The sequence below is a fragment of the Nostoc sp. CHAB 5836 genome, assembly GCF_020829445.1.
Taxonomy (GTDB): domain Bacteria; phylum Cyanobacteriota; class Cyanobacteriia; order Cyanobacteriales; family Nostocaceae; genus Nostoc.
In genome coordinates, this window is the sequence record NZ_JAIVFV010000114.1 from 1 (window position 1) to 22,139 (window position 22,139).

General features: G+C 39.7%; 31 protein-coding genes. 13 read left to right on the forward strand and 18 right to left on the reverse strand.

The annotated features are described in order from the left end of the window. Positions 1–230: 230 nt before the first annotated feature. Positions 231–4,223 carry an AAA-like domain-containing protein gene (locus LC605_RS21055; RefSeq protein ID WP_229549465.1) on the forward strand — a complete coding sequence of 1,331 codons (3,993 nt, stop codon included), beginning with the start codon at positions 231–233 and terminating at the stop codon, positions 4,221–4,223. Here the strand turns inward: LC605_RS21055 and LC605_RS21060 are convergent, their stop codons facing one another. The 3 genes from LC605_RS21060 to LC605_RS21070 are packed head-to-tail and all read right to left on the reverse strand — an operon-like array spanning position 4,224 to position 4,991. Continuing rightward, positions 4,224–4,409, reverse strand: coding sequence for a hypothetical protein (locus LC605_RS21060; protein ID WP_229549466.1), 186 nt, complete (start codon positions 4,407–4,409; stop codon positions 4,224–4,226). It abuts the gene before it with no gap. Next, complete coding sequence (locus tag LC605_RS21065) at positions 4,403–4,792, reverse strand: type II toxin-antitoxin system VapC family toxin (RefSeq protein WP_229549467.1); 390 nt, start codon at positions 4,790–4,792, stop codon at positions 4,403–4,405. The genes LC605_RS21060 and LC605_RS21065 overlap by 7 nt, the downstream gene beginning before the upstream one ends. Further along, positions 4,782–4,991, reverse strand: coding sequence for a DUF2281 domain-containing protein (locus LC605_RS21070; protein ID WP_229549468.1), 210 nt, complete (start codon positions 4,989–4,991; stop codon positions 4,782–4,784). The genes LC605_RS21065 and LC605_RS21070 overlap by 11 nt, the downstream gene beginning before the upstream one ends. 92 nt (positions 4,992–5,083) lie before the next feature. Between LC605_RS21070 and LC605_RS21075 the strand changes: the two genes are divergently transcribed. Both LC605_RS21075 and LC605_RS21080 read left to right on the forward strand, forming a co-directional pair. After that, complete coding sequence (locus LC605_RS21075) at positions 5,084–5,191, forward strand: DUF4365 domain-containing protein (protein ID WP_309143273.1); 108 nt, start codon at positions 5,084–5,086, stop codon at positions 5,189–5,191. A gap of 166 nt (positions 5,192–5,357) precedes the next feature. Continuing rightward, positions 5,358–5,609 carry a type II toxin-antitoxin system HicA family toxin gene (locus tag LC605_RS21080; protein WP_229549469.1) on the forward strand — a complete coding sequence of 84 codons (252 nt, stop codon included), beginning with the start codon at positions 5,358–5,360 and terminating at the stop codon, positions 5,607–5,609. A gap of 214 nt (positions 5,610–5,823) precedes the next feature. Here LC605_RS21080 and LC605_RS21085 read toward each other — a convergent pair whose 3' ends face one another. Beyond that, positions 5,824–6,165 carry a DUF5615 family PIN-like protein gene (locus LC605_RS21085; RefSeq protein WP_229549470.1) on the reverse strand — a complete coding sequence of 114 codons (342 nt, stop codon included), beginning with the start codon at positions 6,163–6,165 and terminating at the stop codon, positions 5,824–5,826. A 3-nt stretch (positions 6,166–6,168) separates the two neighbouring features. Then, positions 6,169–6,498, reverse strand: coding sequence for a DUF433 domain-containing protein (locus tag LC605_RS21090; protein WP_229549496.1), 330 nt, complete (start codon positions 6,496–6,498; stop codon positions 6,169–6,171). A gap of 259 nt (positions 6,499–6,757) precedes the next feature. On the opposite strand from LC605_RS21090, the gene LC605_RS33065 reads away from it, so the two are divergent. The 6 genes from LC605_RS33065 (at position 6,758) to LC605_RS21115 (ending at position 8,346) form a co-directional block, all read left to right on the forward strand. Beyond that, complete coding sequence (locus LC605_RS33065; RefSeq protein WP_267868617.1) at positions 6,758–6,880, forward strand: hypothetical protein; 123 nt, start codon at positions 6,758–6,760, stop codon at positions 6,878–6,880. Between the two features lie 159 nt (positions 6,881–7,039). Then, a complete protein-coding gene (locus tag LC605_RS21095) occupies positions 7,040–7,288 on the forward strand; it encodes a type II toxin-antitoxin system HicA family toxin (RefSeq protein ID WP_229549471.1) in 249 nt (82 codons plus the stop codon). Continuing rightward, entirely contained in the window at positions 7,285–7,515 is a 231-nt protein-coding gene (locus LC605_RS21100) for a type II toxin-antitoxin system HicB family antitoxin (RefSeq protein WP_096575287.1), read from the forward strand. The genes LC605_RS21095 and LC605_RS21100 overlap by 4 nt, the downstream gene beginning before the upstream one ends. A gap of 114 nt (positions 7,516–7,629) precedes the next feature. Next, positions 7,630–7,779, forward strand: a complete 150-nt coding sequence (locus LC605_RS21105; protein WP_229549473.1) for a hypothetical protein — start codon at positions 7,630–7,632, stop codon at positions 7,777–7,779. A 93-nt stretch (positions 7,780–7,872) separates the two neighbouring features. Beyond that, complete coding sequence (locus LC605_RS21110) at positions 7,873–8,076, forward strand: hypothetical protein (RefSeq protein ID WP_229549474.1); 204 nt, start codon at positions 7,873–7,875, stop codon at positions 8,074–8,076. A 3-nt stretch (positions 8,077–8,079) separates the two neighbouring features. After that, complete coding sequence (locus LC605_RS21115) at positions 8,080–8,346, forward strand: type II toxin-antitoxin system RelE/ParE family toxin (RefSeq protein WP_229549475.1); 267 nt, start codon at positions 8,080–8,082, stop codon at positions 8,344–8,346. A gap of 168 nt (positions 8,347–8,514) precedes the next feature. On the opposite strand, the gene dxr is transcribed toward LC605_RS21115, so the two are convergent. Further along, complete coding sequence (gene dxr / locus LC605_RS21120) at positions 8,515–9,711, reverse strand: 1-deoxy-D-xylulose-5-phosphate reductoisomerase (RefSeq protein WP_229549476.1); 1,197 nt, start codon at positions 9,709–9,711, stop codon at positions 8,515–8,517. A 449-nt stretch (positions 9,712–10,160) separates the two neighbouring features. Between dxr and LC605_RS21125 the strand changes: the two genes are divergently transcribed. From LC605_RS21125 to LC605_RS21140, 4 genes are all read left to right on the forward strand, one after another. Next, a complete protein-coding gene (locus tag LC605_RS21125) occupies positions 10,161–11,468 on the forward strand; it encodes a mannosyltransferase family protein (protein ID WP_229549478.1) in 1,308 nt (435 codons plus the stop codon). A 142-nt stretch (positions 11,469–11,610) separates the two neighbouring features. Beyond that, on the forward strand, positions 11,611–12,564 hold the full coding sequence (locus LC605_RS21130; protein ID WP_229549479.1) for a DMT family transporter: 954 nt from the start codon (positions 11,611–11,613) through the stop codon (positions 12,562–12,564). A gap of 275 nt (positions 12,565–12,839) precedes the next feature. After that, positions 12,840–14,027: a hypothetical protein gene (locus LC605_RS21135; protein WP_229549481.1), complete on the forward strand. Its 1,188-nt coding sequence runs from the start codon at positions 12,840–12,842 to the stop codon at positions 14,025–14,027. Positions 14,028–14,063: 36 nt separating this feature from the next. Next, complete coding sequence (locus LC605_RS21140) at positions 14,064–15,329, forward strand: glycosyltransferase family 39 protein (protein WP_229549482.1); 1,266 nt, start codon at positions 14,064–14,066, stop codon at positions 15,327–15,329. 23 nt (positions 15,330–15,352) lie between these two features. Here the strand turns inward: LC605_RS21140 and LC605_RS21145 are convergent, their stop codons facing one another. The 12 genes from LC605_RS21145 to LC605_RS21200 form a co-directional block, all read right to left on the reverse strand. After that, on the reverse strand, positions 15,353–16,876 hold the full coding sequence (locus LC605_RS21145) for a glycosyltransferase family 39 protein (RefSeq protein WP_229549483.1): 1,524 nt from the start codon (positions 16,874–16,876) through the stop codon (positions 15,353–15,355). Between the two features lie 490 nt (positions 16,877–17,366). Beyond that, entirely contained in the window at positions 17,367–17,918 is a 552-nt protein-coding gene (locus tag LC605_RS21150; protein ID WP_229549484.1) for a Uma2 family endonuclease, read from the reverse strand. A gap of 89 nt (positions 17,919–18,007) precedes the next feature. Further along, positions 18,008–18,559 (reverse strand): hypothetical protein, encoded by a 552-nt coding sequence (locus LC605_RS21155; protein WP_229549485.1) that lies wholly within the window; start codon positions 18,557–18,559, stop codon positions 18,008–18,010. After that, the gene (locus tag LC605_RS21160) at positions 18,556–18,747 is read right to left on the reverse strand and encodes a hypothetical protein (protein WP_190876219.1); all 192 of its coding nucleotides are present in this window, start codon (positions 18,745–18,747) and stop codon (positions 18,556–18,558) included. The genes LC605_RS21155 and LC605_RS21160 overlap by 4 nt, the downstream gene beginning before the upstream one ends. Before the next feature lie 415 nt (positions 18,748–19,162). Continuing rightward, on the reverse strand, positions 19,163–19,528 hold the full coding sequence (locus tag LC605_RS21165; protein WP_309143272.1) for a clan AA aspartic protease: 366 nt from the start codon (positions 19,526–19,528) through the stop codon (positions 19,163–19,165). Further along, positions 19,528–19,797 carry a hypothetical protein gene (locus tag LC605_RS21170; RefSeq protein ID WP_229549488.1) on the reverse strand — a complete coding sequence of 90 codons (270 nt, stop codon included), beginning with the start codon at positions 19,795–19,797 and terminating at the stop codon, positions 19,528–19,530. Before LC605_RS21170 ends, LC605_RS21165 begins: the two co-directional genes overlap by 1 nt. 91 nt (positions 19,798–19,888) lie before the next feature. Beyond that, positions 19,889–20,104: a type II toxin-antitoxin system HicB family antitoxin gene (locus tag LC605_RS21175; RefSeq protein ID WP_229549490.1), complete on the reverse strand. Its 216-nt coding sequence runs from the start codon at positions 20,102–20,104 to the stop codon at positions 19,889–19,891. Positions 20,105–20,373: 269 nt separating this feature from the next. Further along, positions 20,374–20,640 (reverse strand): hypothetical protein, encoded by a 267-nt coding sequence (locus tag LC605_RS21180; protein ID WP_229549491.1) that lies wholly within the window; start codon positions 20,638–20,640, stop codon positions 20,374–20,376. Positions 20,641–20,671: 31 nt separating this feature from the next. Continuing rightward, entirely contained in the window at positions 20,672–20,941 is a 270-nt protein-coding gene (locus LC605_RS21185) for a type II toxin-antitoxin system YafQ family toxin (RefSeq protein ID WP_229549497.1), read from the reverse strand. Further along, complete coding sequence (locus tag LC605_RS21190; RefSeq protein ID WP_229549492.1) at positions 20,941–21,147, reverse strand: hypothetical protein; 207 nt, start codon at positions 21,145–21,147, stop codon at positions 20,941–20,943. The genes LC605_RS21185 and LC605_RS21190 overlap by 1 nt, the downstream gene beginning before the upstream one ends. Before the next feature lie 125 nt (positions 21,148–21,272). Next, positions 21,273–21,572, reverse strand: a complete 300-nt coding sequence (locus LC605_RS21195; protein WP_229549493.1) for a type II toxin-antitoxin system RelE/ParE family toxin — start codon at positions 21,570–21,572, stop codon at positions 21,273–21,275. 3 nt (positions 21,573–21,575) lie between these two features. Further along, complete coding sequence (locus LC605_RS21200) at positions 21,576–21,809, reverse strand: type II toxin-antitoxin system ParD family antitoxin (RefSeq protein WP_229549494.1); 234 nt, start codon at positions 21,807–21,809, stop codon at positions 21,576–21,578. Positions 21,810–22,139 lie beyond the last annotated feature (330 nt).

The following is a 22,139-nucleotide window of genomic DNA, read 5'->3' on the forward strand; positions in this document are numbered from 1 at the left end:
TTAAGTAATTTGATTGTATCAATAGTTAAATCTTTAATAAATCGCATTTTTTTGACCTTCTTGTGACCAAGAAGATATTTTACATTACTATTTCCATAATATACAATTTATTTTGCATAGGTACTTACAACTCAATAGCAACTCAATAAAAACTCAATAGCAACTCAATATTCTCGAAATTAAACTCAAGATAGGCATCCATGTAATTGTTCTCTATTGGAAATTAAATTATGACTGGAGACTACGAGTATAAAGTTGGTGGCAGTTTAGGAGAAGATGCTCCCAGCTATGTAAGACGGCAAGCGGATTCTGACCTTTATTACGGATTGAGGGCAGGGGAGCTTTGTTATGTTTTTAACTCCCGGCAGATGGGAAAAACGAGTTTGTTGGTGCGGACGATGAAACAGTTACAAGCTGATGGTTTTGCTTGTGCTGTGATTGATATTTCGGGATTGGGTAGTCAGGATATCAGCCTTGAGCAGTGGTATGCAAGTATTGTTGATAGCCTGTTGACTGAACTTAATTTTATTGAACCAGAAGATTTGGTTGTGTGGTGGGACAAATCTATCGAAATTGCTCCGGTGCGACGTTTAGCGAAACTTTTTGATGAGTTGTTACTGCCAAATATTAGCCAAAACATTGTGATTTTTCTCGATGAAATCGATAGTATCCTTCGCTTGGAGTTTCCGGCGGATGATTTTTTTGCTTTGATTAGAAGTTGCTATCAAAGACGCTCTTTTAAAGCTGAATATAGACGTTTGACTTTTGCTTTAGTTGGGGTAGCAACACCTTCAGATTTAATTAAAGATGAGGAAAGAACGCCGTTTAATATTGGTACAGCGATTCAACTTTATGGTTTTAAATTAGATGAAATTGCACCTTTGGCAAAGGGGTTAGAGGGGAAGGTGGAGAATCCTCAAGCTTTGATGCGAGAGGTTTTGGCTTGGACGGGGGGACAGCCTTTATTGACGCAGAAGGTTTGTAATTTGTTAATTCGGGATTTGAAGAACCCCAACCTGCTAGCGAGGAGGGGAGAAAAATGGGTGGAAGGTGTGGTGAGGAGTGGAATTATTGATAATTGGGAAGCGGAGGATGAGCAACAGCATTTAAAAACTATTCGGGATAGGATGCTGAATAAAGAGCAAATTGCTGTGGGTTTGTTGGGTTTATATCAGCAAATTTTGCAGCAGTGTGAGATTAATGTTGATCGTAGTCTCGAAGAGATGAGGTTACGGTTGACTGGTTTGGTGGTGGAACAGCAGGGAAAGTTGAGGGTTTATAACCAAATTTATGAGAATGTTTTTGATTTAAATTGGGTTGAGAATGAGTTAGGTAAATTACGTTTCTATGCGGATAATTTAAAGGCTTGGGAAGAGAGTGGATATCAGGATGAGTCCTATTTGTTGCGGGGAGAAGAATTAGAAAAGGCTCGTCTTTGGGCTGATGGAAGGAGATTAAGCGATGCTGATTATCGGTTTTTGTCTGCGAGTGTGCAAGCAGAGTTAAATCAGAAGGTTGAGGAGGCGGAAGCGAGACAAAATCAGGCTTTGGAGAAAGAGAGCAAAGCGAAGCAGCGTTTCACGGATGTGGAGAGAAAAACAAAGCGACAGATTCGCATTGGTGGAGGTATTTTAGCTTTATTTGTTGTTGGGGCAATAGTAGCAGCAATTGGGGCGATGAATGCAAACATAGAACGAAAACAAGCCCAAATTGTCACAGATTTAGAGCGCTCATCGGCTGATTTATTGCGCTTGCGTGGGAATGTGGGATTGGAAAATTTAGTTGAGGCTATGAGGGCTGTAAAGGAATTAAAACAGTTAGTTAAAAATGGTAATCAACTAAAAGATTACCCAACTGTTAGCCCCATATTAGCCTTGCACAATACTTTAGAATATATCCGTGAGACAAATCAATTAAAAGATGATCGTCGAGTTAGGAAGCAAGTATTTAGTCCTGACACCAAAATTGTTGCGAGCGTTTCAGATGACGGTACAACCAAGCTGCTGAACCTGCAAACTGGGACAATTACCACCCTCAAGCATAACAAAACGGTCAATAATGTAGCATTTAGTCCCGATGGTCAAACTGTTGCTACTGCTTCAGATGACGGTACTGCTAAGTTGTGGAATCTACAAGGTGGAGAAATAGCTACTCTCAAACATGACTCTTTTGTCGGAGATGTAGCATTTAGCCCCGATGGTCAAACTGTTGCTACTACTCCTTCATGGGGTGGTACAGTCAGACTGTGGAACCTCCAAGGAGGGGAAATCGCAATTCTTAAACATGACGACAAGTCAATCGCAAATGTAGTATTTAGTCCCAATGGTCAAACAATTGCTACTGCTTCATGGGATAACACTACTGCCAAGTTGTGGAACTTGCAAGGACAAGAGATTGCTACTCTCAAACATAATGATGCAGTGAATAACGTAGCATTTAGTCTTGATGGTAAAATCATCGCTATTGCTTCAAAGCGTGGTACAGCCAAGCTGTGGAGCCTACAAGGACAAGAAATTACCACTATTAAACATACTTCTTTATATGAAGAAAAGGTAGAAAAGGTAGTATTTAGTCCTGATAGTAAGACTATTGCGACTTTGGATTATAGTAATTTCTCAGCCAAGTTGTGGAACCTACAAGGACAAGAAATTGCTACTCTCAAGCATAAGGATAAAGTCAGTAATATAGTATTTAGCCCTGACGGTCAAACTGTTGCCACTGCTTCACGAGATGGAACAGCCAAACTGTGGAACCTGCAAGGACAAGAAATTACCATTTTAAAAGAAAATAATCAACCTATCGGAGGGATTCAGAATGTAACATTTAGTCCTAATGGTAAAATTTTAGCTACTATTTATTATGTGAATGGAACAGCCAAGCTGTGGAATCTGCAAGGAGAAGAAATAGCCACTCTCAAACATAATGATGGCATCGATAATTTAGCATTTAGCCCTGATGGTAAAACTGTCACCACTGCTTCACAAAGAGATGGAACAGCCAAGCTGTGGAACCTACAAGATAAAATTCCTACTCTCCTAAATTCTGGTGGGGTAGCAAAAATGGTATTTAGCCCTGATGGTAAGACTTTTGCGATTGCTTCACGGGATGGCACAGCCAAGCTATGGAATCTGCAAGAAAGGGTTATTACTACTCTCAAACATAACAAAAAGGTCAACATTGTAGCATTTAGTCCCGACGGTCAAACAGTTGCTACTGCTTCAGATGATGGTACAGCTAAGTTGTGGAACTTAAAAGCTGGGTCAATTGTTACTCTCAAACATCAAGATGGGGTCAGAAACATAATATTCAGTCCCGATGGCAAGACTGTTGCGACTGTTCAATGGTCGGGTGGTAATAATAATGCTAAGTTGTGGAACCTAAAAGGTGAATTAATTACTACTTTTAACGCTTCCAATTCTGTCTATGGTGTGGTATTTAGTCCTGATGGCAACATTGTTGCTAGTACTTCATCGGGAGATAATACAGCTACCTTGTGGAACCTACAAGGACAAGTAGTTAGCATTTTCAAACATAACAGCCATAACGGCTTTAATAAGATCAGTAACCTAGTATTTAGTCCTGATGGTAAGACTATTGGCATTATTTCATCTGATACAACCAAGCTGTGGAACCTACAAGGCAAGGAAATTGCTACTCTCAAACATCGGGATATGGTCAGAGAAATAGTATTTAGCTCCGATGGTAAAACTGTTGCTACTGCTTCAAATGACGACACTGCTAAACTGTGGAATCTACAAGGTAGGTTAATTGCTACTCTCAAACATAATCATTGGGTTTTAAATGTAGTATTTAGCCCTGACAGTAAGACTGTTACCACTGCTTCGTGGGATGGTACAGCCAAGCTGTGGAACCTACAAGGAGAAGAAATAGCCACTTTCAAACATAATGATGGCATCTATAATTTAGCATTTAGCCCTGATGGTAAGACGATTGCCACAGGTACTGCTTTCTGGGATCGTACTGTGCGTCTGTGGACAGAGGTAAAAGATGGTTATTGGCAGCAGTTTGCTGAATATCAAGGCTCGAGTTTTGTTTTCAGCCCAGATAGTAAGTTAATTGCCATTACAGTAGATTCTAATTCTGTGCAGATGCGTCGTGTTCAAAGTTTAGATAGGTTACTAGCGCGAGGTTGCGACCATTTAAAAGAATACCTTGCTTCCCGTCCCGATTTGCGAAAAGAAATTTGCCCTGACAATAAATAGCTACGCTACGCATTTGTGATGTTGGGAAGTACGATCGCCTTTTGGTTTTTGAGAAGTGCGATCGCATTTGTGGTATTGGGGAAGTGCGATCGCCTTTTGGTTTTTGAGAAGTGCGATCGCCTTTTGGTTAAAATCGAGAGAGTGCGATGTCTGACGACAAGCCTTACGGCTAGATTGAACTACCAATGCTCTAACATCAAGGCATCAACATAGTTAAAGTCTCTATCATCTGTCACTAATATCCAACCCTGCTCTAAACATTGTGCCGCAATCCAAACATCATTCATTGGAATTGGCCGTCCCTTCCGTTTCAAAGCCAATCGGGTTTTAGCATAGACTGCTGCTGTTTCTCGACTTAATGGTAGAACTACACAAGCCTCAATGAACTCCAGATAACGAGGTAAATTTTGTAATGGACGAGTAGAGTTTTCCGCGCCAAAAAGTAACTCCCCCACTACGACGGTAGGTAAAACCACCTCTGGTAATGCTAGTACTCGTGCAACTATCCCATTGTCCCCATTCAAAAAACGCACCGCCACGGAGGTATCCAGAGCAATCTCACCACTCATTTACATCCACCTGACGACATTCTGTGGCGATCGCCCGTTTTAATTCTTGGGCTTCGACATCACTTAAAATACCTGCAAATTTTGCGAGAGGATGATTTTTGCGTGTTGCTTTTACCCTACGAACAAAATCTAGTACTGACTGGACTATATCATCAGGAGCTTGTTCGAGTTCCTGGATCAATTCTTCACGATTTGTCATGCATTCAATTTGTCTTGGCTAGTTCTTTCTATTTTCAGTATATCCAAAGTCCCAAAGCGATGTCTAACAACAAGCCTTATGGCTAAAAAACCATTACTTTTGCTCTCACACGCTCAGACTTGGAATTATGGTTGCTTGAACCAATGCCATGTATTTTAATTGTATATGATGCAAAAAATAGCCAAGCTTATTGGTTATAGATACAAGCATATTTTGAAAGTCTTGAGGGATTCGATTTATCCAATATTGGTGATAGTGTAACTGTGCGTTTATCTAAAGACAACGTATTAAATCGGCAGGCGATCAAAATATTTGCTAAATTTAAAAATGATGTTCTCAGCCAGTTACAAGGAGTGATTCGTCATCATGGTTATAGAAATTAAATTCACAGAATTAGAGAAATTGCTCTTAGAGACAGGGTTTGTAACCATGCAGACCTTTGGCTCTCAAAAAATTTACCAGCATCCATCATCTGGGACATTAATAGTTTTGCCTGGTTACGAGCAACAAGCGTATGTAAGAACATTGCATTTAGTTGCAGTGCGACGAATACTGTCGGAAAATGGCTTGATGGATAGCGATCGCTTCAACAGTTTTTTGAACAAGGTAACAAGCTAAATGCCACATATGATCGCCTTTGTGATGTTGGGGAAGTGCGATCGCCTTTGTGATGTTGGGAAAGTGCGATCGCGTTTGTTGGGTTTGTGGGAAAGTGCGTTAGCGTAGCTTAACGAAGTTATCGCATTTATTAGGGTTGATGGAAGTGCGTTAGCGCAGCTTAACGAAGTTATCGCTTTTTTTGGGTTTGTGGATGGCGACTTATAGTTATAATCTAAATTACCGGACGTACAACCCGAATCAACTTACCTGCCAAAGATTCCTCAGATACCAAAGCTTCATTAATACGAATTGCCATTCGATTTCTGTCAGTATCATTTGTACAAACAATAATACCAAAATGCTCGGAATTAGCACGATGCAAGCGGACAAAATCTTGACGATTGAGGGTTATGACTGCACGATTGTCTCTAATTGCAAAAGCTAATACTTCCTCATCGGGAATGCCTAAATTATCGTTACCAGCTTCCTGTACAGTTAAAATATCATGTCCCATTGTCCGCAGCAGTTCGCTGACTATCCGGGGAAATTGTTCATCGGTATACAAACGTGCCATCAATTAGGCTACCTGATTATTAGCAAAAATTGCGGCAGTAATTTCTTCGGGATGAGCATCAGCATAAGCCCAAGTATTGACCAGATCGGCTGCGGTAATATGAGGATAATCCTGCAATAATTGGGCTTCATTAATACCAAGTTGTAGTGCTTCCACTAAAAGCCAAATAGCAATTCGAGTTCCCGCAATACAAGCTTCACCACCACACACACCAGGAGTTTTAGTAATTCCCCTTCCACTAGTGCTAAGGTTTTTGGTCAGACTTTGGATAATATCTGCTTTGTCAGCAAGCGATAAGCCCAGAAGTTGCTCTTCGATTTCTTGACGAGTCATAGCGATCGCGGATGATAAAAAGTATCTGTATTCTAGCAATTTGGGTATGAGCAATAAAGGAATCACACAACCCACCAGCGCGATCGCCTTTCGGTTGTGTTGGGAAAGTGCGTTAGCGTAGCTTAACGAAGTTATCGCGTTTTGGTTTTTAAAGAGTGCGATGTCTAACGACAAGCCGCTGCGCGTCTACGCATTTGTGATGTAGGGAAAGTGCGTTAGCGTAGCTTAACGAAGTTTCACATTTTGGTGGTTTTGAGGAGTGCGATCACACTTATTAGGGTTGATGGGAGTGCGATCGCCTTTGTTGGGTTTGTGGGAAAGTGCGATCGCCTTTGTGATGTTGGGAAAGTGCGATCGCTTTTGTTGGGTTTACGGGAGATAGTGCGTTAGCGCAGCTTAACGAAGTTATTGGCTAAAACAGAGTTTTGCTTACCGCCACAACCACTCATGCAAGGATATAACATCTAAAATACTAACAATTAATCTGGGATTTTTGGCTTTTAAGCAGAGAAAATAAATGAGAAGTTGGCGGTGAGGAGTAATGCCGAAAAAAGTAGGAGAGTTGAAAGCAATGGTGTCAAAAGTTGGCTATATTCTTCAACCAGGAAGAGGTAAAGGAAGTCATACATATTGGAAGCATCCGTTGTTACCCGAAGAACCCCTGACCATACCAGGTAAAGACGGCGATGATGCTCCGTTATATTTAGAAAAAAACATCCAACGGGTGCTGAAAAAACTGCAAGAAATGGAAAACACGGAAAACGAAGCAAAACAGGAGCCAGAAGAATGAACTATCACTACAGCATGGTAATTCAATGGTCGGAGGAAGATAGACTTTTTTTAGTACACTTACCTGAGTTCCCCTGGCAACAATTTCATACGCATGGTAGGACTTATGAAGAAGCAGCAAAAAATGGTCAGGAAGTAATTGAGACTTTTGTGGAAATGTTGAAAGAAGAAAACAAACCACTACCAGAACCGAGAATGCTTCCTAAAAAACCGTTGCAAGTTGCGTAAGTCAAGTGGGGGCTACGCATTTATTGTAGTTGGGGAAGTGCGTTAGCGCAGCTTAACGAACGCAAGTGCGTCTCGTTGGCGTAGCCTCTCGCAGAGAAGAGAAGTTATCGCATTTTGGTTTTGAGGAGTGCGATCGCGTCTGGTTTTAGAGATGTGCGATCACATTTATTGAGGTTGATGGGAAAGAGTGCGATGTCTGACGACAAGCCTTACGGCTACGCATTTATTAAGATTGATGGCAAAGTGCGATCGCATACAACTTAACGTTCGCGCAGCGTCTCGTAGTGAAGTTATCGCGTTTGTGGTATTGAAGGGCGATCGCCATGCTAGTATCAATCCAAAACTTAAGGAAATTATATGACAGAACTTAACCTTGACGAAGAAAAAATTAAGCAACTATTTAAAACTGCACTCACCGAAGTTATCCAAGAACAAAAAGAAGTATTTGCTGATTTGTTAGCAGAAATTCTTGAAGATATAGCTTTAGAAAAAGCCATTCAAGAAAGTGAGGATACAGAAACAGTCAGCAGGGAGGCAATTTTTAAATATTTTGGCAAATAAAAGATGAATGTTGAGTTCAAAAAGAGCTTTGAAAAAGATTTGAGCAAAATCAGAGATGAAACTTTGCTGCAAAGAATACAAGTCGTAATTGAAGAAGTGGAAAACGCGGAAAATCTAGGAGAAGTTAACAATATCAAAAAACTTAAAGCTGATGGTGATTATTATCGTATTAGAATTGGGGACTACAGAATTGGGTTAACAATGTTTGATGGTGCAATTGTTTTTGTTCGAGCATTGCAAAGAAAGGATATTTACAGATATTTTCCTTAATGACAGTTTAGAAGCTGAGAAACAAGATGTATTAGTCAAAGAAGACGAAGTTGTTATTTAAAAAAGAGACTCATATTAACCGTTAGCCTTCAGCATTAGGCTGAAGGCTAAACAAAAATTGGTCAAGAGCCAGAAAATCTGCCTTTTGGGTATCTGAATTAAAGGTTTTTATCGCAAAGAAATTATCCGCGATTGAGTTTCTAACTTTTCAGTCGCTGTTAAAACTTCTTGTCTTGCCCATTTATCTGCTGCCAAAATGTCATCTAAAGAGGGATTTGTACGGTGATCATTTTGATGGCGATCGCACACCAATTCGATACACCGAGGAATATCTAAAAAGCGAATTTTTTCATCTAAAAATAAAGCCACAGCTTGCTCATTGGCGGCATTCAACACAGCTGGCATCGAACCGCCAGCTTTGCCCACAGCATAAGCCAACTGCATACAAGGATACTTTTGGTGATCTGGTTCCCGGAAAGTTAAATTTCCAGCTTTGACTAAATCTAGCCGTTCCCAGTTGGTGTAGATGCGATCGGGCCAAGATAGAGCATACAGTAAGGGTAAGCGCATATCCGGCCAACCGAGTTGGGCTAAAACTGAAGTATCTTGCAGTTCAATCAGCGAGTGAATAATGCTCTGAGGATGAATGACAATTTCGATATTGTCATAATCCAACCCAAACAGAAAGTGAGCTTCAATTACTTCCAGCCCTTTATTCATCAAAGTAGCAGAGTCTACTGTGATTTTCCGCCCCATCGACCAATTAGGATGCTTGAGGGCATCGGCAACGGTTACATCTGCTAACTTTTCTACATCCCAGTCCCGGAAAGCCCCACCAGATGCAGTGAGCAAAATTTTCCGCAAGCCTTTTTTTGGCACACCTTGGAGGCATTGAAATATTGCGGAATGTTCGGAATCAGCTGGGAGTAATTTTACACCATGTTTTTCCACTAGGGGTAGAACCACAGGGGCCCCAGCAATTAGGGTTTCTTTGTTCGCTAAGGCAATATCTTTACCAGCTTTAATAGCGGCGATCGTCGGTAGCAAACCAGCACAACCAACGATCCCAGTGACAACGGTTTGGGCATCGCCGTAGCGGGCGACTTCTATCACTCCGGCATCACCAGCCAGTAGAATCGGTTGGGGATCGAGGTCAATTATAGCTTCTTTGAGGGCTGGTAATTTGTCTTCTAAGCAAATTGCTGCTATTTTCGGTCGAAATTGCCGAATTTGAGCAGCTAATAGGTCAACATTGCCCCCAGCTGCCAATCCCACAATCCGAAACTGATCTGGGTACTGAGTAACAATATCTAAAGTCTGAGTACCAATAGAACCAGTGGAACCAACAAGAGTAATCGCTTTCACAATTGCTTAAGGATTTACAGACAACTCCCACTATAAATTGCTGAGGACTCTTTGATAAAACTTTTGTTTGTAGTGAGCGATAAATCGCTCTATATAAGCTTCTTAAGCACCGGGCGTGTTTTCAAAGTCTTAGATTCCCCAACCACCCGATAAATTGGCTGGCTCAGAGTCTGTTTAATTAGAGCCTTTCTACTGAAAGTGCCAGAGTTGCTCAATTTTCAAATAACTAGACAAAATTTGTATTTATAAATACTATATTTTAGAAGATAAATTCCGATAGAATTCGCAAAAGTAACTAAGTGGGGAACACTTTTAAGTAATTTTTAATCTGTTGAGTTTGTTAATTATTTTGGTGGAGGATTTAATATGCCAAATGTTACTCATAAATTGCTGTGTTACAGCCATAGGTAAAAGGATGCGCAAAGGAGTTTGTTAAAGCACTCAACCTTATGGCCAAAGTTCAGATAGTTATAAAAAAAGTTTTATGGAAAAATGATTTCCTGTTTCCAGCAGCGATATGGCTTGCCAGCCGAATATTGATCTGCACTACCATGTTGCTGGTTGCGCCAAAACTACCCTTACCAGCAGAAGAATTTTTGCCCCATTTTGGCTGGGGGGTTTTTGATGCCTGGGATAGTATGCATTATCGAGCGATCGCAACTTCTGGCTATGAATTTGTCAATGATGGCAAGCAACATAATCTGGCCTTCTTTCCCCTGTTTCCTTTAAGCATCTGGGTTTTGATGAAGTTGGGCTTACCGTTTGAATTTGCAGGTACCTTAGTCAACAACTTGGCATTTTTTGCAGCGCTTTACTGTTTGTACTTTTGGGTTAAGGAGCATTATGGCATCAATGCAGCACAGTGGACGACTGCTGTAATTTCTTTGTATCCATCTTCCATGTTTACGGGGGTAATTTACACAGAGGGGCTGTATTTGTTTTTGAGTACGGCGACTTTGCGGGCTTTTGATCAAAAACAGTATGGCTGGACTGCCCTTTGGGGTGCAATGGCCACAGCAACACGTCCTACAGGTATGGCATTAATTCCAGCATTAGCGATCGCAGCGTGGAAAGAACGCCGACCACCCATTGCCTATATAGCTGGTTTTACTACCGCTATTGGCATACTTCTATTCAGTTTGTATTGTGCGATTTATTTTGGCAATCCTTTAGCTTTTATCGAAGCGCAGCGCGGATGGCGACCAACTCTGGGGTTTGATTGGCAGGGTTGGTTAAATATGCTTATGCAAATTGCAGTTGGCACAAATAATTGGCAATATGGTTGGGTTCAAAATCCATCTGGAGGAATTCCAGACCCCTGGTATCTGTTGTTCTTTGGCGTAATTGTTGCCAGTAGCTATCTTTTATGGCACTTCCGTCAACGTTTTAGTTCTGTGAAATTATTCTATGGCTTTTATGTCTTAGCCTTATTTTTGTTGATTCTGGCAAGTGAACAGTGGATCAATAACTTACTCAACTTGTTCATGGTCTTAGGTGGTGGTTATGTGTTGTGGCGCTTACACACGCAACTGACCGCAGTTACAGTGATTTATGGCTTTTGCGGTATTGGTTTGCTGCTAGCTTCTGGAGGTACTATCTCCTTGAGCCGTCTAGCATACGGTATTGTGCCCTTAAATATAGCCATTGGTGTACTGCTATCTCGCCATCCTCGTCAGGGATATTTAATATTGGGCGCTTTTGTGACACTACTAGCCAAAATAGCTGTAGGATTTGCCCAAGAGCGTTGGGTTGGTTAAGTAGGTCGGCGCAATTAAAGCTAACTGGCTAAGGCTGTCATTTGTCATTTGTCATTTCTCATTAGTAAGGATTTTAAGCTTATTTACGTTTCGTAACATACTTGAGTCTTTTCGCAGCAACGTACTTAATTTAAATTTTCTAATGAATGTATCCAATCAAACGAAGATAGCGATCGCTTCATTATTTCTAGGTGTAGTTGCCATATCTTTTGGCTCTATTTTTATGAAATTGAGCGAAATTGAACTCAGCCCCAGTGCCACTGTATTTAATCGCTTTTGGCTTGCGAGTGTGGTCTTCTTGGTCTGGCATGGATACAAGGCAATAAGGCAGCGATTTTTCCAAGACAAGCCTGTAGAACAGCAGTCCTACACCAGTCAGGATCTTTGGCTATTGTTAAGTGCTGGTATTCTTTGGGCTGCCACTTTAGTCTTGTTGGCTTGGTCGCTAACTCAAACTAGCGTTGCGATCTCTAGTGTGTTGCATAATCTCTCCCCCATATTTACTAGCTTAGGGGTGTGGCTGTTATTTCGTCAGGGTTTTGAGCGCCAATTCTTGATTGGGATGATCATCGCCCTGGGAGGAGCGATCGCCATTGAATTTCAAGAAATACAAATCGCCATAGACGAAGTTCAAGGAGGCTTTGCTGCCATCGTTTCGGCCATTTTATTGAGTGGATACCTGCTGATCGTAGAAAAATTACGAACCAAATTTTCTCCGGTAACAATCCAGTTGTGGATTTGTGCGATCGCGGCTTTAGTAATTTTCCCTATACTTTTGTTTACTCAAGAGCAACTTTTTCCCTCTACAGTCACTGGGTGGTTTTGGGTCATTTCCCTAGCCCTGATTTGCCAAGTTTTAGGTCATGGGCTTTTAACCTATAGCCTTGCCAAGTTTTCTTCTGTAGTTGTCTCCTTAGTACATCTGTTAGAGCCAGTATTTAGCGGTATTTTCGCTCTTGTAATATTTTCGGAAAAATTAACTTTCTCAAATTGGATAGGTTTCGCTGTAGTTTTAATGGGTTTATACTTAGCCATCTCTAGCCAAGCTACTGCTAATTTTCCGTTCCAGGAATCAATCAGTCAAAAATATAGTTAAGTAGGTTGGCGCAATTAAAGTTAACTGGCTAAGGCTGTCATTTGTCATTGGTCATTTGTCATTAGTAAAGGTTTTAAGCATTTCCTCCTTCTCTCTTCTCTCTTCTCTCTGTGTTCTCTGCGCCTCTGTGGTTCGTAAAAAAAGAGTTTCAGCCCTTTTGTGAACCGTATTGTAACGTGCCCGGCGATTTATGTCTAAAATGAAATGCCCCTCGCCTTGGGGAGAGCGATCGCATTATTTAGTATTTGGATACGCCAACTTGACTGATACAATTTATGACTAAAGCTTCCGACAAAACATTATTAAAATTAGTGAAATCTCAGTTCAACAGGCTATTAAACTCTCTCCGATTCCCGGTTCCTGGCTACTTGGCTATTGGCATTATATTAGCAGTACTGATTCGATTGATTTGTGTTCCAAATAAATCGCTGGATTATAAATATTTTTTAGAGCCTTGGTATGATTTCATCGCATCTCATGGCGGATTTAGCGCTCTAAAATATAGTTTTGCTGATTATACACCCCCCTACCTATACTGGATTTTAATTTCTGCCACCCTGCTATCTGGATTGCCGAAAATTTTCGCAATCAAGCTTTTTGCGATGATTGTTGATTTTATTTGTGCTTTTTTAACTTATAAAATTGTCAGACTAAAATATCCAGAAGGGAGAATGCCAATTTTTGCTTTTTTGGCAGTCATATTCAGTCCGAGTGTTATTTGTAATAGCGCCTTATGGGGTCAATGTGACGTTATCTATACAACAGGATTGATTGCCTGTATTTATTTTTTATCTATTCAAAAAAAACTTCTAGCATTAGTTAGCTTTGCTATAGCACTTTCTTTTAAGTTGCAAGCTATGTTTTTAGCACCTTTATTATTAATAATGTTGCTGAAACAAAGAATTTACTGGTATCACTTACCATTAATTCCATTAGTATATGTAGTTTTAATATTGCCAGCTTGGTTTGCTGGCAGACCAATGTCAGAATTGCTGTTAGTATACTTTAACCAAGCTAATAAATATAAAGATCTCGCTAAAAACGCACCTAATCTTTATCAATGGATTCCCAGTGATTTTTATCAAATTGCTGTTCCTATAGGTTTAACCTTAACTATATCTGCAATATTTTTGTTTACATACATTGTGTATAAAAGTAGACTACAAATTACTCAAGACAGACTGATACACTTAGCTACAATATCAGTTTTCTTTATGCCATATATCTTGCCCAAAATGCACGATAGATATTTCTATCCTGCCGATATATTTTGTCTGATCTTTGCTTTTTACTTTCCCCGATATCGTTGGGTGGCTATCGTCGTACAAATGTCATCATTTTTTGGCTATTTGGGGACTCCCATATATATTCAGTTGTTTTCTATACCTTTAGGTTTCACACTCTGGTTTATTGTGCGAAATTGTGACATGATTTATCCCAAATTAAAAGCTTACCCTGGCTAAAATATCAATCAAAAGTTAATTTATCTATTTGTAAAGATGAATATAAGGAAAAAAATTTTGGCGAATGGCTTATTTTTTGTCATAGCAATGTGGCTATCTAGTAGGCTTTTAATAGCAATCGCTATGTTACTGATTGCCCCATTATTTCCAAGTTCATCAACTGGTGTTGCTGCTACCTTCAGTTGGGATGTTTTTCATGCTTGGGATAGTGTTTGGTATGAAAAAATTCTGACTTATGGTTACGATTTCTCTAGTGATGTCAAGGAAATACACACAGTTGCATTTTTTCCTTTATTTCCATTATTAAGCCGGATAATTATGTTCATCGGCTTGCCTCCTAAAGTAGCAGGTATATTAGTCAACAATTCAGCTTTTTTAGCTGCCTTAATCATACTTTATTGTTGGGTACGCGAGCTTTACGGCACAAGTACAGCACGATGGGCAACAGCTACTTTAGCATGGTGTCCCTATTCCCTTTATGGAACTGTAATTTACACTGAAGGTCTGTTTTTATTGTGTACCACATCTGCCTTACGAGCTTTTGATAAAAAGCAATATATTTGGGCAGCATTCTGGGGAGCATTATCTACAGCAACGCGGCTACCTGGAATTGCTCTTATCCCTGCTTTTGTGTTTGTTTCTTGGAAAGAACGTAGAGGCATAAAAGCCTATATTGCCAGTTTAAATGTTGGTTTGGGTATATCTCTGTACAGCTTTTATTGTCAAATAAAATTTGGCGACCCTTTGGCTTTCATCCATGCACAAAAAGCGTGGCGCGGTGATGCAACAGGGTTTGCTTGGGAGGGTTGGTGGAAGATGCTGATGCAAATCACGGTAGGTTTCACTAACTGGAAATCTGGCTATATTAAAGACCCTTTATATCCGTTATTATTTTTGATAGTTATTGGTAGCGGCTGTTTCTTATGGCGCTTTCGCTTACATTTGGGTATGATTAAATTCCGCTATGGATTATATTTTTTATGGCTATTGTTGTGGTTATTGACAGGAGACGAATTAGTTAAAATTGCACTAGTTTTTGGCGGGATCTATTTACTATGGTTATCACGAGATCAAATTCCCCTTGTTACTGTTGTCTATGGGTTTTCTTCCTTCGCTTTAATTTTAAACACTGGGATTACAGCCTCCACTGAACGCTACGCTTACGGTATTATATCGCTGTCAATGGCATTCGGGTTATTACTTGCCCGTTATCCTCGTTGGGGATACCCAATTATGTACTTTTTTGGAATACTAATGTTCACATTTTCTATTCGATTTGCCCGCAATCTTTGGGTAGCTTAGATTCAATTCTCAATTCTGCTTTGTTAATTTTTGGTAATCAGTGTAAATCCGTTAGCTGCTCCGATAATTTTACTACCAGTTAAATTGATTTGCTGTAAAGCCTCATTGTCTAACAGCAAATAAGATTTATTAGATAACATTTGTTGTAAAATTGGCAGAGTTGCAGCAGTTACCTTGCAGTCACTGTAAAAGTCCAAACTAGGACGCCCATAAGCAAAAGAAGTATAAATTTGTGTTCCTGCTGAAACATTTGCCCGAATTAATTCCGCTACTGGTTTAACTGGAAAAGCTTCATTTAATTCCCAAATCCAAGATTGCGAACTTACCAACAGGGTTAAAACTAAATACATCCCAGCAAATAACACTGGAATAAAGTTGCGATCGCGCTGTTTAACTAGCCATGCTGCGATGCTCATACTTATTGCCAAAACAATGCTCATGACTATTAAAATAGGCTCTTTCTTCATAAAAAAGTAAACAGAACCTCCTAACCCAGCAATAGAAATAATAGCCAGAAATATTGTCCAAGTTCGGACTCTAAAATGACGATTGTGCCAAACTTCGCTCAAATTAGCACCAATTGCCAAAGCGAAAAATGGATATACAGGCATGACATACCACGGAAGTTTAGTTCTCATCAAAGAAATAGTTCCGAAGTAAATAATTGTAACCAACAGAACTAGAGAACCCCAACTCTCATGACGTTTTTCCCAAGCTAGATAAAGCCCTCCAGGCAAAAATAACAGCCACGGAAAACCATATTTGAGTAGTTCTAATAAATAGTACCAAACAGGGCCGCTATTACCTTCAACAGTTTGTGTAAGACGGTCAAAAGCTTGTGCTTGAAAATGCACTTCTAAGAAAGTATTACCATAATGTTGCCATTGAGCAGTATACCAAGCGATCGCTGGGGCATTTCCTAATAAAATTCCCACCCAGAGATAGGGACTTTTCAACAAAGCCAATTGTCGATCTGCAAGCATGAATAAACAGGCGATCGCCCCCAACAACAAAACTATCGTCCCCTTAGTGAAAATAATTAACCCCAGACAAAATCCTACACCTAGAGTATATTTTCGGTTTTGACGTGCCTTCAAAAGACAAAACAACAACAGCAAGAAAAAAGAAATAGTCATCCCATCTAACATTGCTAGCCGTCCATGACGCACCACAGGCAACATTGTCAAGTAAACTAAAGCAGCAAATAGAGCCGGTAAACTTTGCTTAAAAGCCAAACAGCCCACCAAGTAAAGCAAAGGTACTCCCAAGGCAGTTAAAACCGCACCAGGTAAGCGCGTTGTAAACTCTTGCACTCCTCCTAGCTGGTAGCAGCAAGCAATGAACCATTGCATCAAAGGCGGTTTTAATAAAAATGGTTCTCCCTGAAGGGTGGGATAAAGCCAGTTACCAGTCCGGTAAATTTCTCTAGCGACTATAGCGTAAGTACCTTCATCCCAATCTCTTAAAGGTGAGTTTCCTAAAAATATCAGCCATAGAACTAGAGATATTACCAGTAAGCTAAATAACCACTCTTTTTCTCTGAACATGACCGTTCTTTTTGTGAATAGCTTTGCAATATTTGTGTGATACATTTAGGGCTGATTGTGGTATGGAATAATATTGCTAATTATGTCTCTAAAATACCAGGGCTATTTCATTCTCATCTAGCCCGCCTCAGAGGATGTTTGAAAAGTCCTCTTCTCGGTAACAGAACGTTTTTGATCCCCCTAAATCCCCCTTTTTAAGAGGATGTTTGAAAAGTCCTCTTCTCGGTAACAGAACGTTTTTGATCCCCCTAAATCCCCCTTAAAAAGGGGGACTTTGATTCCGGTTCCCCCCTTTTTAAGGGGGGTTAGGGGGGATCAACAAGTGCCTAAAATCACAGTCAAATACTTTTCAAACATCCTCTCAGAATTCATTCTGAGTCTACACCTTAATCCCCTCCTCACTTGCGGGGAGGGGAGACAAAGCGTAGCTTTGGCGGGGTGGGGTTCTTCAGCTTTAATAAGTAATAAAGCGAACATGATATAAATTATCTTAGCTGTTAATAATTTGTTCCACCGCAACAGAAACATCGGGGAATACAAGCGGTTGAATTGTTCCCCCATTTAATGTCAGTTTTGTCGCGTACTCTCCATCTAAGATTTCTCGAAACACTAGCAGGTATAACTTTTTTAGATTGACAACCCAATATTCTACAATACCTGCTTCTGCATATATTTTGCTTTTCGTCTCTAAATCTTTTTCTAAACTAGAGTTAGCATATTCAATCAACCAGAAAATATTTTCTGGATATGGATGATGCTGTCGATACTCGCGTCCTAAAGGTTGGACAACGGCAATATCTGCTTCCGGTTCCGAGTTGTTGCGTAGAGTAATTGGTTTAGCTTGACGAATTTTGGCGCGTCCAGCCAATAACTTTGCTAGATAGTCACCAGCTTCACCACTACTATAAGCATGGGGTTCTCCTTCCGGTGACATTTCGACAATTTCTCCTTTGAGTAGTTCAACTTTGCGATCGCTCAAAATGCCAGCGTCAATCATGCGGTGATATTCGTCAATCGTCCACTTAGCAACTATCACAGTCATGACGATTGATTCCTCCTAATGATTCTTGATATTCTCCCATTTTAAAGGCACTTCATGTTAATTACGAATTACGAATTACGAATTACGAATTATTGAGCCTCTGTTGAGAAAATAAAAACCTCTGCGGCTTGAGTCGGCCAAACAAATAGGTTTTGCTTTGCAATATCCAAGTCAATAGCAACGGCTTCTATTTGTTTTATAGAGTTATCTTCACCTCTATATTTGAGCAACGTAGTAAATTGACCAATTTCTAGACTTGGTTCACTGATGCGTATTTGCAGCGACGGGTTAATTTGAATTGGTTCCCAGATTCCAGTTGCTTGATCAATTTCTATTCCAGTAAGATGATGCTTGGTAACAAATTTATTATCTAAATGATTCCACCATTCAAAAATTATCTGAGCTTCTTTAGTATATTTTGGTGTATTATTACAGTACCAACGAATAGCATTGGAACTATATTTAATTGCTTCTTTAACTTTGTCTTCCCAATTCTCATCATTCAAGTCTATGCTGATCATTTGCCCTTCAGACTTTGAGCGATCGATATACACATGGAAAGCTGCAACATCTTCGCGGTGAGTGAGAACATAGCGACGTAGTTCATTGAGATTCATCGCTTCATACTTAGCTACTGTCATGGTTCATACCCTCCGGTTGGTTTAATCTCAAAGTCCAGATTTTCGCCAGCAAGTACGTATAAGTTTCCAGTACGTTCATCTACCCTAACAAGTTCGATGTTTGTGTATGGCCATCCAGGGTAAATGACATTAGTAAGTCGATAACAAAGCCTGTAGAGTCCCTGAGTTTGTTCGTTTGTGGGCTTCATCTCGACTTTACTTAATTTACCTACTGATTATATCGGTAAATGATACCTTAAATCAGAAGAATTGAAACTTACTTTTAAGATCATTCTTCTATCAGTTGTTTTAGTTCATCGATATTTGAGGAAAACTTTAATTCACTATTTTGGCGTTCTACTTGCGCCACCTGAAAATTTTGATAAATATCTTCACGCCTTTCTTCACGTAGATATTGCTACAATAACAGTTGAATTTCTAACTTTTCTTCACTGGAAAGACTTTTAATTGCTTCAACTACATCACTGAAGGTCATAACCTTTTAATACTTATTCGATCAATCTAACATCTTAACGATAGAGGTAACATTTTAAATCTTATTCAACCTCTTGGGGTAATAATTATCATTGCTATTAATAGAAAGTCGATATATCCAGAAAGAAACTACAATTCATCAATTGTTACTAAACCGCCTTCGGTAAACTGTATGATAAGTTCATGGTCATCAAGTAAAGCAGTTCCTAATAAAGGTCGCTTTCCTGTCGCAAGTACATTAACTACCCTTTCTTCGCCATTCCAAATAATAACAGCTTGATGTACTGGTATATCTACCCAACTATTATTAGCTAGATTTGCAGGTAGTTCATATAGTAAGGGTAAACCCAACAAAACAACTGCTTCCGGTGGTAAACAAAGATAATCTGTAAAACCTGTGTCTATAACAAATTCAATAGTAAAATCTGGTAGATTTGGCAATCTAAATTCTACATTAACAGTTGCGTGTGCATCCTTGACAATACCGGAAATCACTATAAATCACGCTCCAGAAAACCACAGAAGGAAACAGCAACTTTATAACCAATACGAATACCATATAGTCGAACAAATGGGTTTTTATTACGTAAATATTGTGCCGATTCTAAGCCTGTTTTATCAACTGCGTATTCACCTGTTTCTATATCAATAATCACCATCTTACCGATGTTTTCTTCTCGTTCCACTTGTTGACGAATGCTATTTTCATATAATTCTTTCGCACGTCGTCCAACTTCTTCACTGCTTAAAAGTATGCTTTGCACGTTCTTGCTCCTTAGTTCATGTTGTATACTAATTCTACTACCAAGCTATACTGCAATGTAGTTGAGCTAAAGATAAAAACAAAGAATATTTTCATAATCTACTGGTTACGATTTGTTGTGTACCAACAAACTCTGTATCAAATACTAAATTTTGATCCTCCAGAAGCATCTCAATTACTTCACGCAGATTCTCTTGTAATTCATCCAATGTTTCCGCCTGTGAATGCGCTCCAGGAAATCCAGGAACATAGCCAACATAAAGCTTTGTATCAGAATCTCGCTCAATAATTGCAGTGAAATTTTTCATAGTTTTAGCATTAAAGCTAGAAATAGCTTAACGTTTGGCTTCATCACCCGCCTTGAACTAAAGTTCAAGGCTAATCGCTAAAGTCATCTAAAGATGACTAAAGATTCCCGGGATATTTAGTCATCTTTAGATGACTTTTGTTATTAGCAAGGAACTGAAGTTCCTTGCGGGACATAACTTTTACGTTAAGTTGACACCAATGAGCAGTGCTGTGCCCCTACACATCGCGATATAATGTTGTACCGCATCTGAATGGGAAGCGCTATAACTCAGACTAATTCCGCAGCTAAAAGCCTACCTTCAATTGGTTCATACTCATCTTCTAGTAACCATAACTTGGCTGCATTATAGTCATTACTAGAAAATACAATTTTATAACCCTGCGCCGGATAAATTTGACAATTATCTTCACTATCGCAAAGCAATAAAAGAATGTATGGAGGCGATAACATTGGATCTATCCATACTTCTGTAAATTCCCAGTTATTCTTCACTCGGTCTTGTGCGGGGGATGACGTGGTATTGGTCGTCTGCATTGATTTTTATCCGCCTATTAATAGATTTTACTTAGTAAACTTCATCGTGACTACCAATATCTACAAACACAGCATCTCCATCATCTGTAAAGTAAAAAACTACTCTCTCGTCATAATCTACACTAAAGCTCCATAAGTCTTTAAACTTACCTGACAATTTATGAGTTTTCAAACCCTGCTCAAATGGATCTGCTGTAAACTGCTCCAACTTTTGCCAAAACCGTGTTTCTAAATCTACATTCCTTTGAATTCGCTTTTTAAAAGCACGTTTAAATGAAGAACTGAAACTTACTTGTATCATCACTCTTCTATCAGTTGTCTCAGTTCATCCATATTCAACGAAAACTTCAGTTCACTATTTTGCTGTTCTACTTGCGCCGCCTGAAAATTTTGATAAATCTGTTCACGCCTTTCTTCCCGTAGATATTGCTGCAATAACAGTTGAATTTCTAACTTTTCTTCACTGGAAAGACTTTTAATTGCTTCAACTACATCACTGAAGGTCATAACTTGGAATACCTTTTAGTGCTTATTCGATCAATCTAATATGCTAACGATAAAGCTAAAATTTTAAATCCTATTCAACCCCTTGGGGTAATAATTCTCATGTTAAGGAATAGGTTGTCTTTGGGTTACTCTTCGTTGAAATAAGACTCGACATCCATACGATCATGCAAAATACGAATAATATCGATAGTTTCGTTGGTTTCCTGATAAAAGATCAAATGTCGTCTGATGTGGTACTTGCGATATCCTGGGCGAATATCATCACAAGTACGTCCCCTGTGTGGCTCTCGTGCCAAGAGATGAAAGCAATCGTCCAAGATAGCAAGATAACGGTTTCTCTGCTCAGTTCCCCATGTTTTTTGGGTGTAGCGACCGATTGATAGCAAGTCTTGAGTGGCTAATTCAGTAAGGCGAAATGCTGACATGCGCTATTCACGATCAAGTTCTGCAAGCAATCCTGAGAGAGAATAGTCAGCAAATCCGCTGTTCTCCCCGTCTGTCAATGCTCGTTGCAAAGCGGCAAGTTTTATTTCTCGCTCTTCTAAAAGGCGCAGTCCCGCTCGAATCGCTTCACTGGCGCTGGCAAAACGACCGCTGTCAACTTGATTGGCGATAAACGCTTCAAAATGCTCACCCAAGGTAACACTTGTATTTTTTTGCATACAATTTTCTCCTGCACTAATACCAATATATAATATTTGTTGGTATTAGTGCAGATGAAAGCTGAAAACAGCTAGATTCCAGAATTACGAGCAAAATCAAAACATAGCGATCGCAAACCCAGATATTTTTACACAAAAAACGATATGAGTGAAGGAGCTATGGGGATTAATCCCAGAGACTCCACTATATTCACGGAAGCAATTTTTATTTTTGTAACCCTTTAGGAGCAAGTGTCGGTGGAAGGATAAGATTGCCGCGACTGGAAGGATAAGATTGCCGCCACAGTGGCTGAGATGCTGATGTGTCCGTTAGACACTTTTAGTCATTTT

Bases quoted from the DNA above. Each gene is read 5' to 3' on its own strand.
- LC605_RS21055 (WP_229549465.1), top strand. From the start codon at position 231: ATGACTGGAGACTACGAGTATAAAGTTGGTGGCAGTTTAGGAGAAGAT.
- LC605_RS21065 (WP_229549467.1), bottom strand. From the start codon at position 4,792: ATGAGTGGTGAGATTGCTCTGGATACCTCCGTGGCGGTGCGTTTTTTG.
- LC605_RS21070 (WP_229549468.1), bottom strand. From the start codon at position 4,991: ATGACAAATCGTGAAGAATTGATCCAGGAACTCGAACAAGCTCCTGAT.
- LC605_RS21080 (WP_229549469.1), top strand. From the start codon at position 5,358: ATGGTTATAGAAATTAAATTCACAGAATTAGAGAAATTGCTCTTAGAG.
- LC605_RS21085 (WP_229549470.1), bottom strand. From the start codon at position 6,165: ATGGCACGTTTGTATACCGATGAACAATTTCCCCGGATAGTCAGCGAA.
- LC605_RS21090 (WP_229549496.1), bottom strand. From the start codon at position 6,498: ATGACTCGTCAAGAAATCGAAGAGCAACTTCTGGGCTTATCGCTTGCT.
- LC605_RS21095 (WP_229549471.1), top strand. From the start codon at position 7,040: ATGCCGAAAAAAGTAGGAGAGTTGAAAGCAATGGTGTCAAAAGTTGGC.
- LC605_RS21100 (WP_096575287.1), top strand. From the start codon at position 7,285: ATGAACTATCACTACAGCATGGTAATTCAATGGTCGGAGGAAGATAGA.
- LC605_RS21110 (WP_229549474.1), top strand. From the start codon at position 7,873: ATGACAGAACTTAACCTTGACGAAGAAAAAATTAAGCAACTATTTAAA.
- LC605_RS21115 (WP_229549475.1), top strand. From the start codon at position 8,080: ATGAATGTTGAGTTCAAAAAGAGCTTTGAAAAAGATTTGAGCAAAATC.
- LC605_RS21125 (WP_229549478.1), top strand. From the start codon at position 10,161: ATGGCCAAAGTTCAGATAGTTATAAAAAAAGTTTTATGGAAAAATGAT.
- LC605_RS21130 (WP_229549479.1), top strand. From the start codon at position 11,611: ATGAATGTATCCAATCAAACGAAGATAGCGATCGCTTCATTATTTCTA.
- LC605_RS21135 (WP_229549481.1), top strand. From the start codon at position 12,840: ATGACTAAAGCTTCCGACAAAACATTATTAAAATTAGTGAAATCTCAG.
- LC605_RS21140 (WP_229549482.1), top strand. From the start codon at position 14,064: ATGAATATAAGGAAAAAAATTTTGGCGAATGGCTTATTTTTTGTCATA.
- LC605_RS21145 (WP_229549483.1), bottom strand. From the start codon at position 16,876: ATGTTCAGAGAAAAAGAGTGGTTATTTAGCTTACTGGTAATATCTCTA.
- LC605_RS21150 (WP_229549484.1), bottom strand. From the start codon at position 17,918: ATGACTGTGATAGTTGCTAAGTGGACGATTGACGAATATCACCGCATG.
- LC605_RS21155 (WP_229549485.1), bottom strand. From the start codon at position 18,559: ATGACAGTAGCTAAGTATGAAGCGATGAATCTCAATGAACTACGTCGC.
- LC605_RS21160 (WP_190876219.1), bottom strand. From the start codon at position 18,747: ATGAAGCCCACAAACGAACAAACTCAGGGACTCTACAGGCTTTGTTAT.
- LC605_RS21175 (WP_229549490.1), bottom strand. From the start codon at position 20,104: ATGAAAAATTTCACTGCAATTATTGAGCGAGATTCTGATACAAAGCTT.
- LC605_RS21180 (WP_229549491.1), bottom strand. From the start codon at position 20,640: ATGCAGACGACCAATACCACGTCATCCCCCGCACAAGACCGAGTGAAG.
- LC605_RS21185 (WP_229549497.1), bottom strand. From the start codon at position 20,941: ATGATACAAGTAAGTTTCAGTTCTTCATTTAAACGTGCTTTTAAAAAG.
- LC605_RS21190 (WP_229549492.1), bottom strand. From the start codon at position 21,147: ATGACCTTCAGTGATGTAGTTGAAGCAATTAAAAGTCTTTCCAGTGAA.
- LC605_RS21195 (WP_229549493.1), bottom strand. From the start codon at position 21,572: ATGTCAGCATTTCGCCTTACTGAATTAGCCACTCAAGACTTGCTATCA.
- LC605_RS21200 (WP_229549494.1), bottom strand. From the start codon at position 21,809: ATGCAAAAAAATACAAGTGTTACCTTGGGTGAGCATTTTGAAGCGTTT.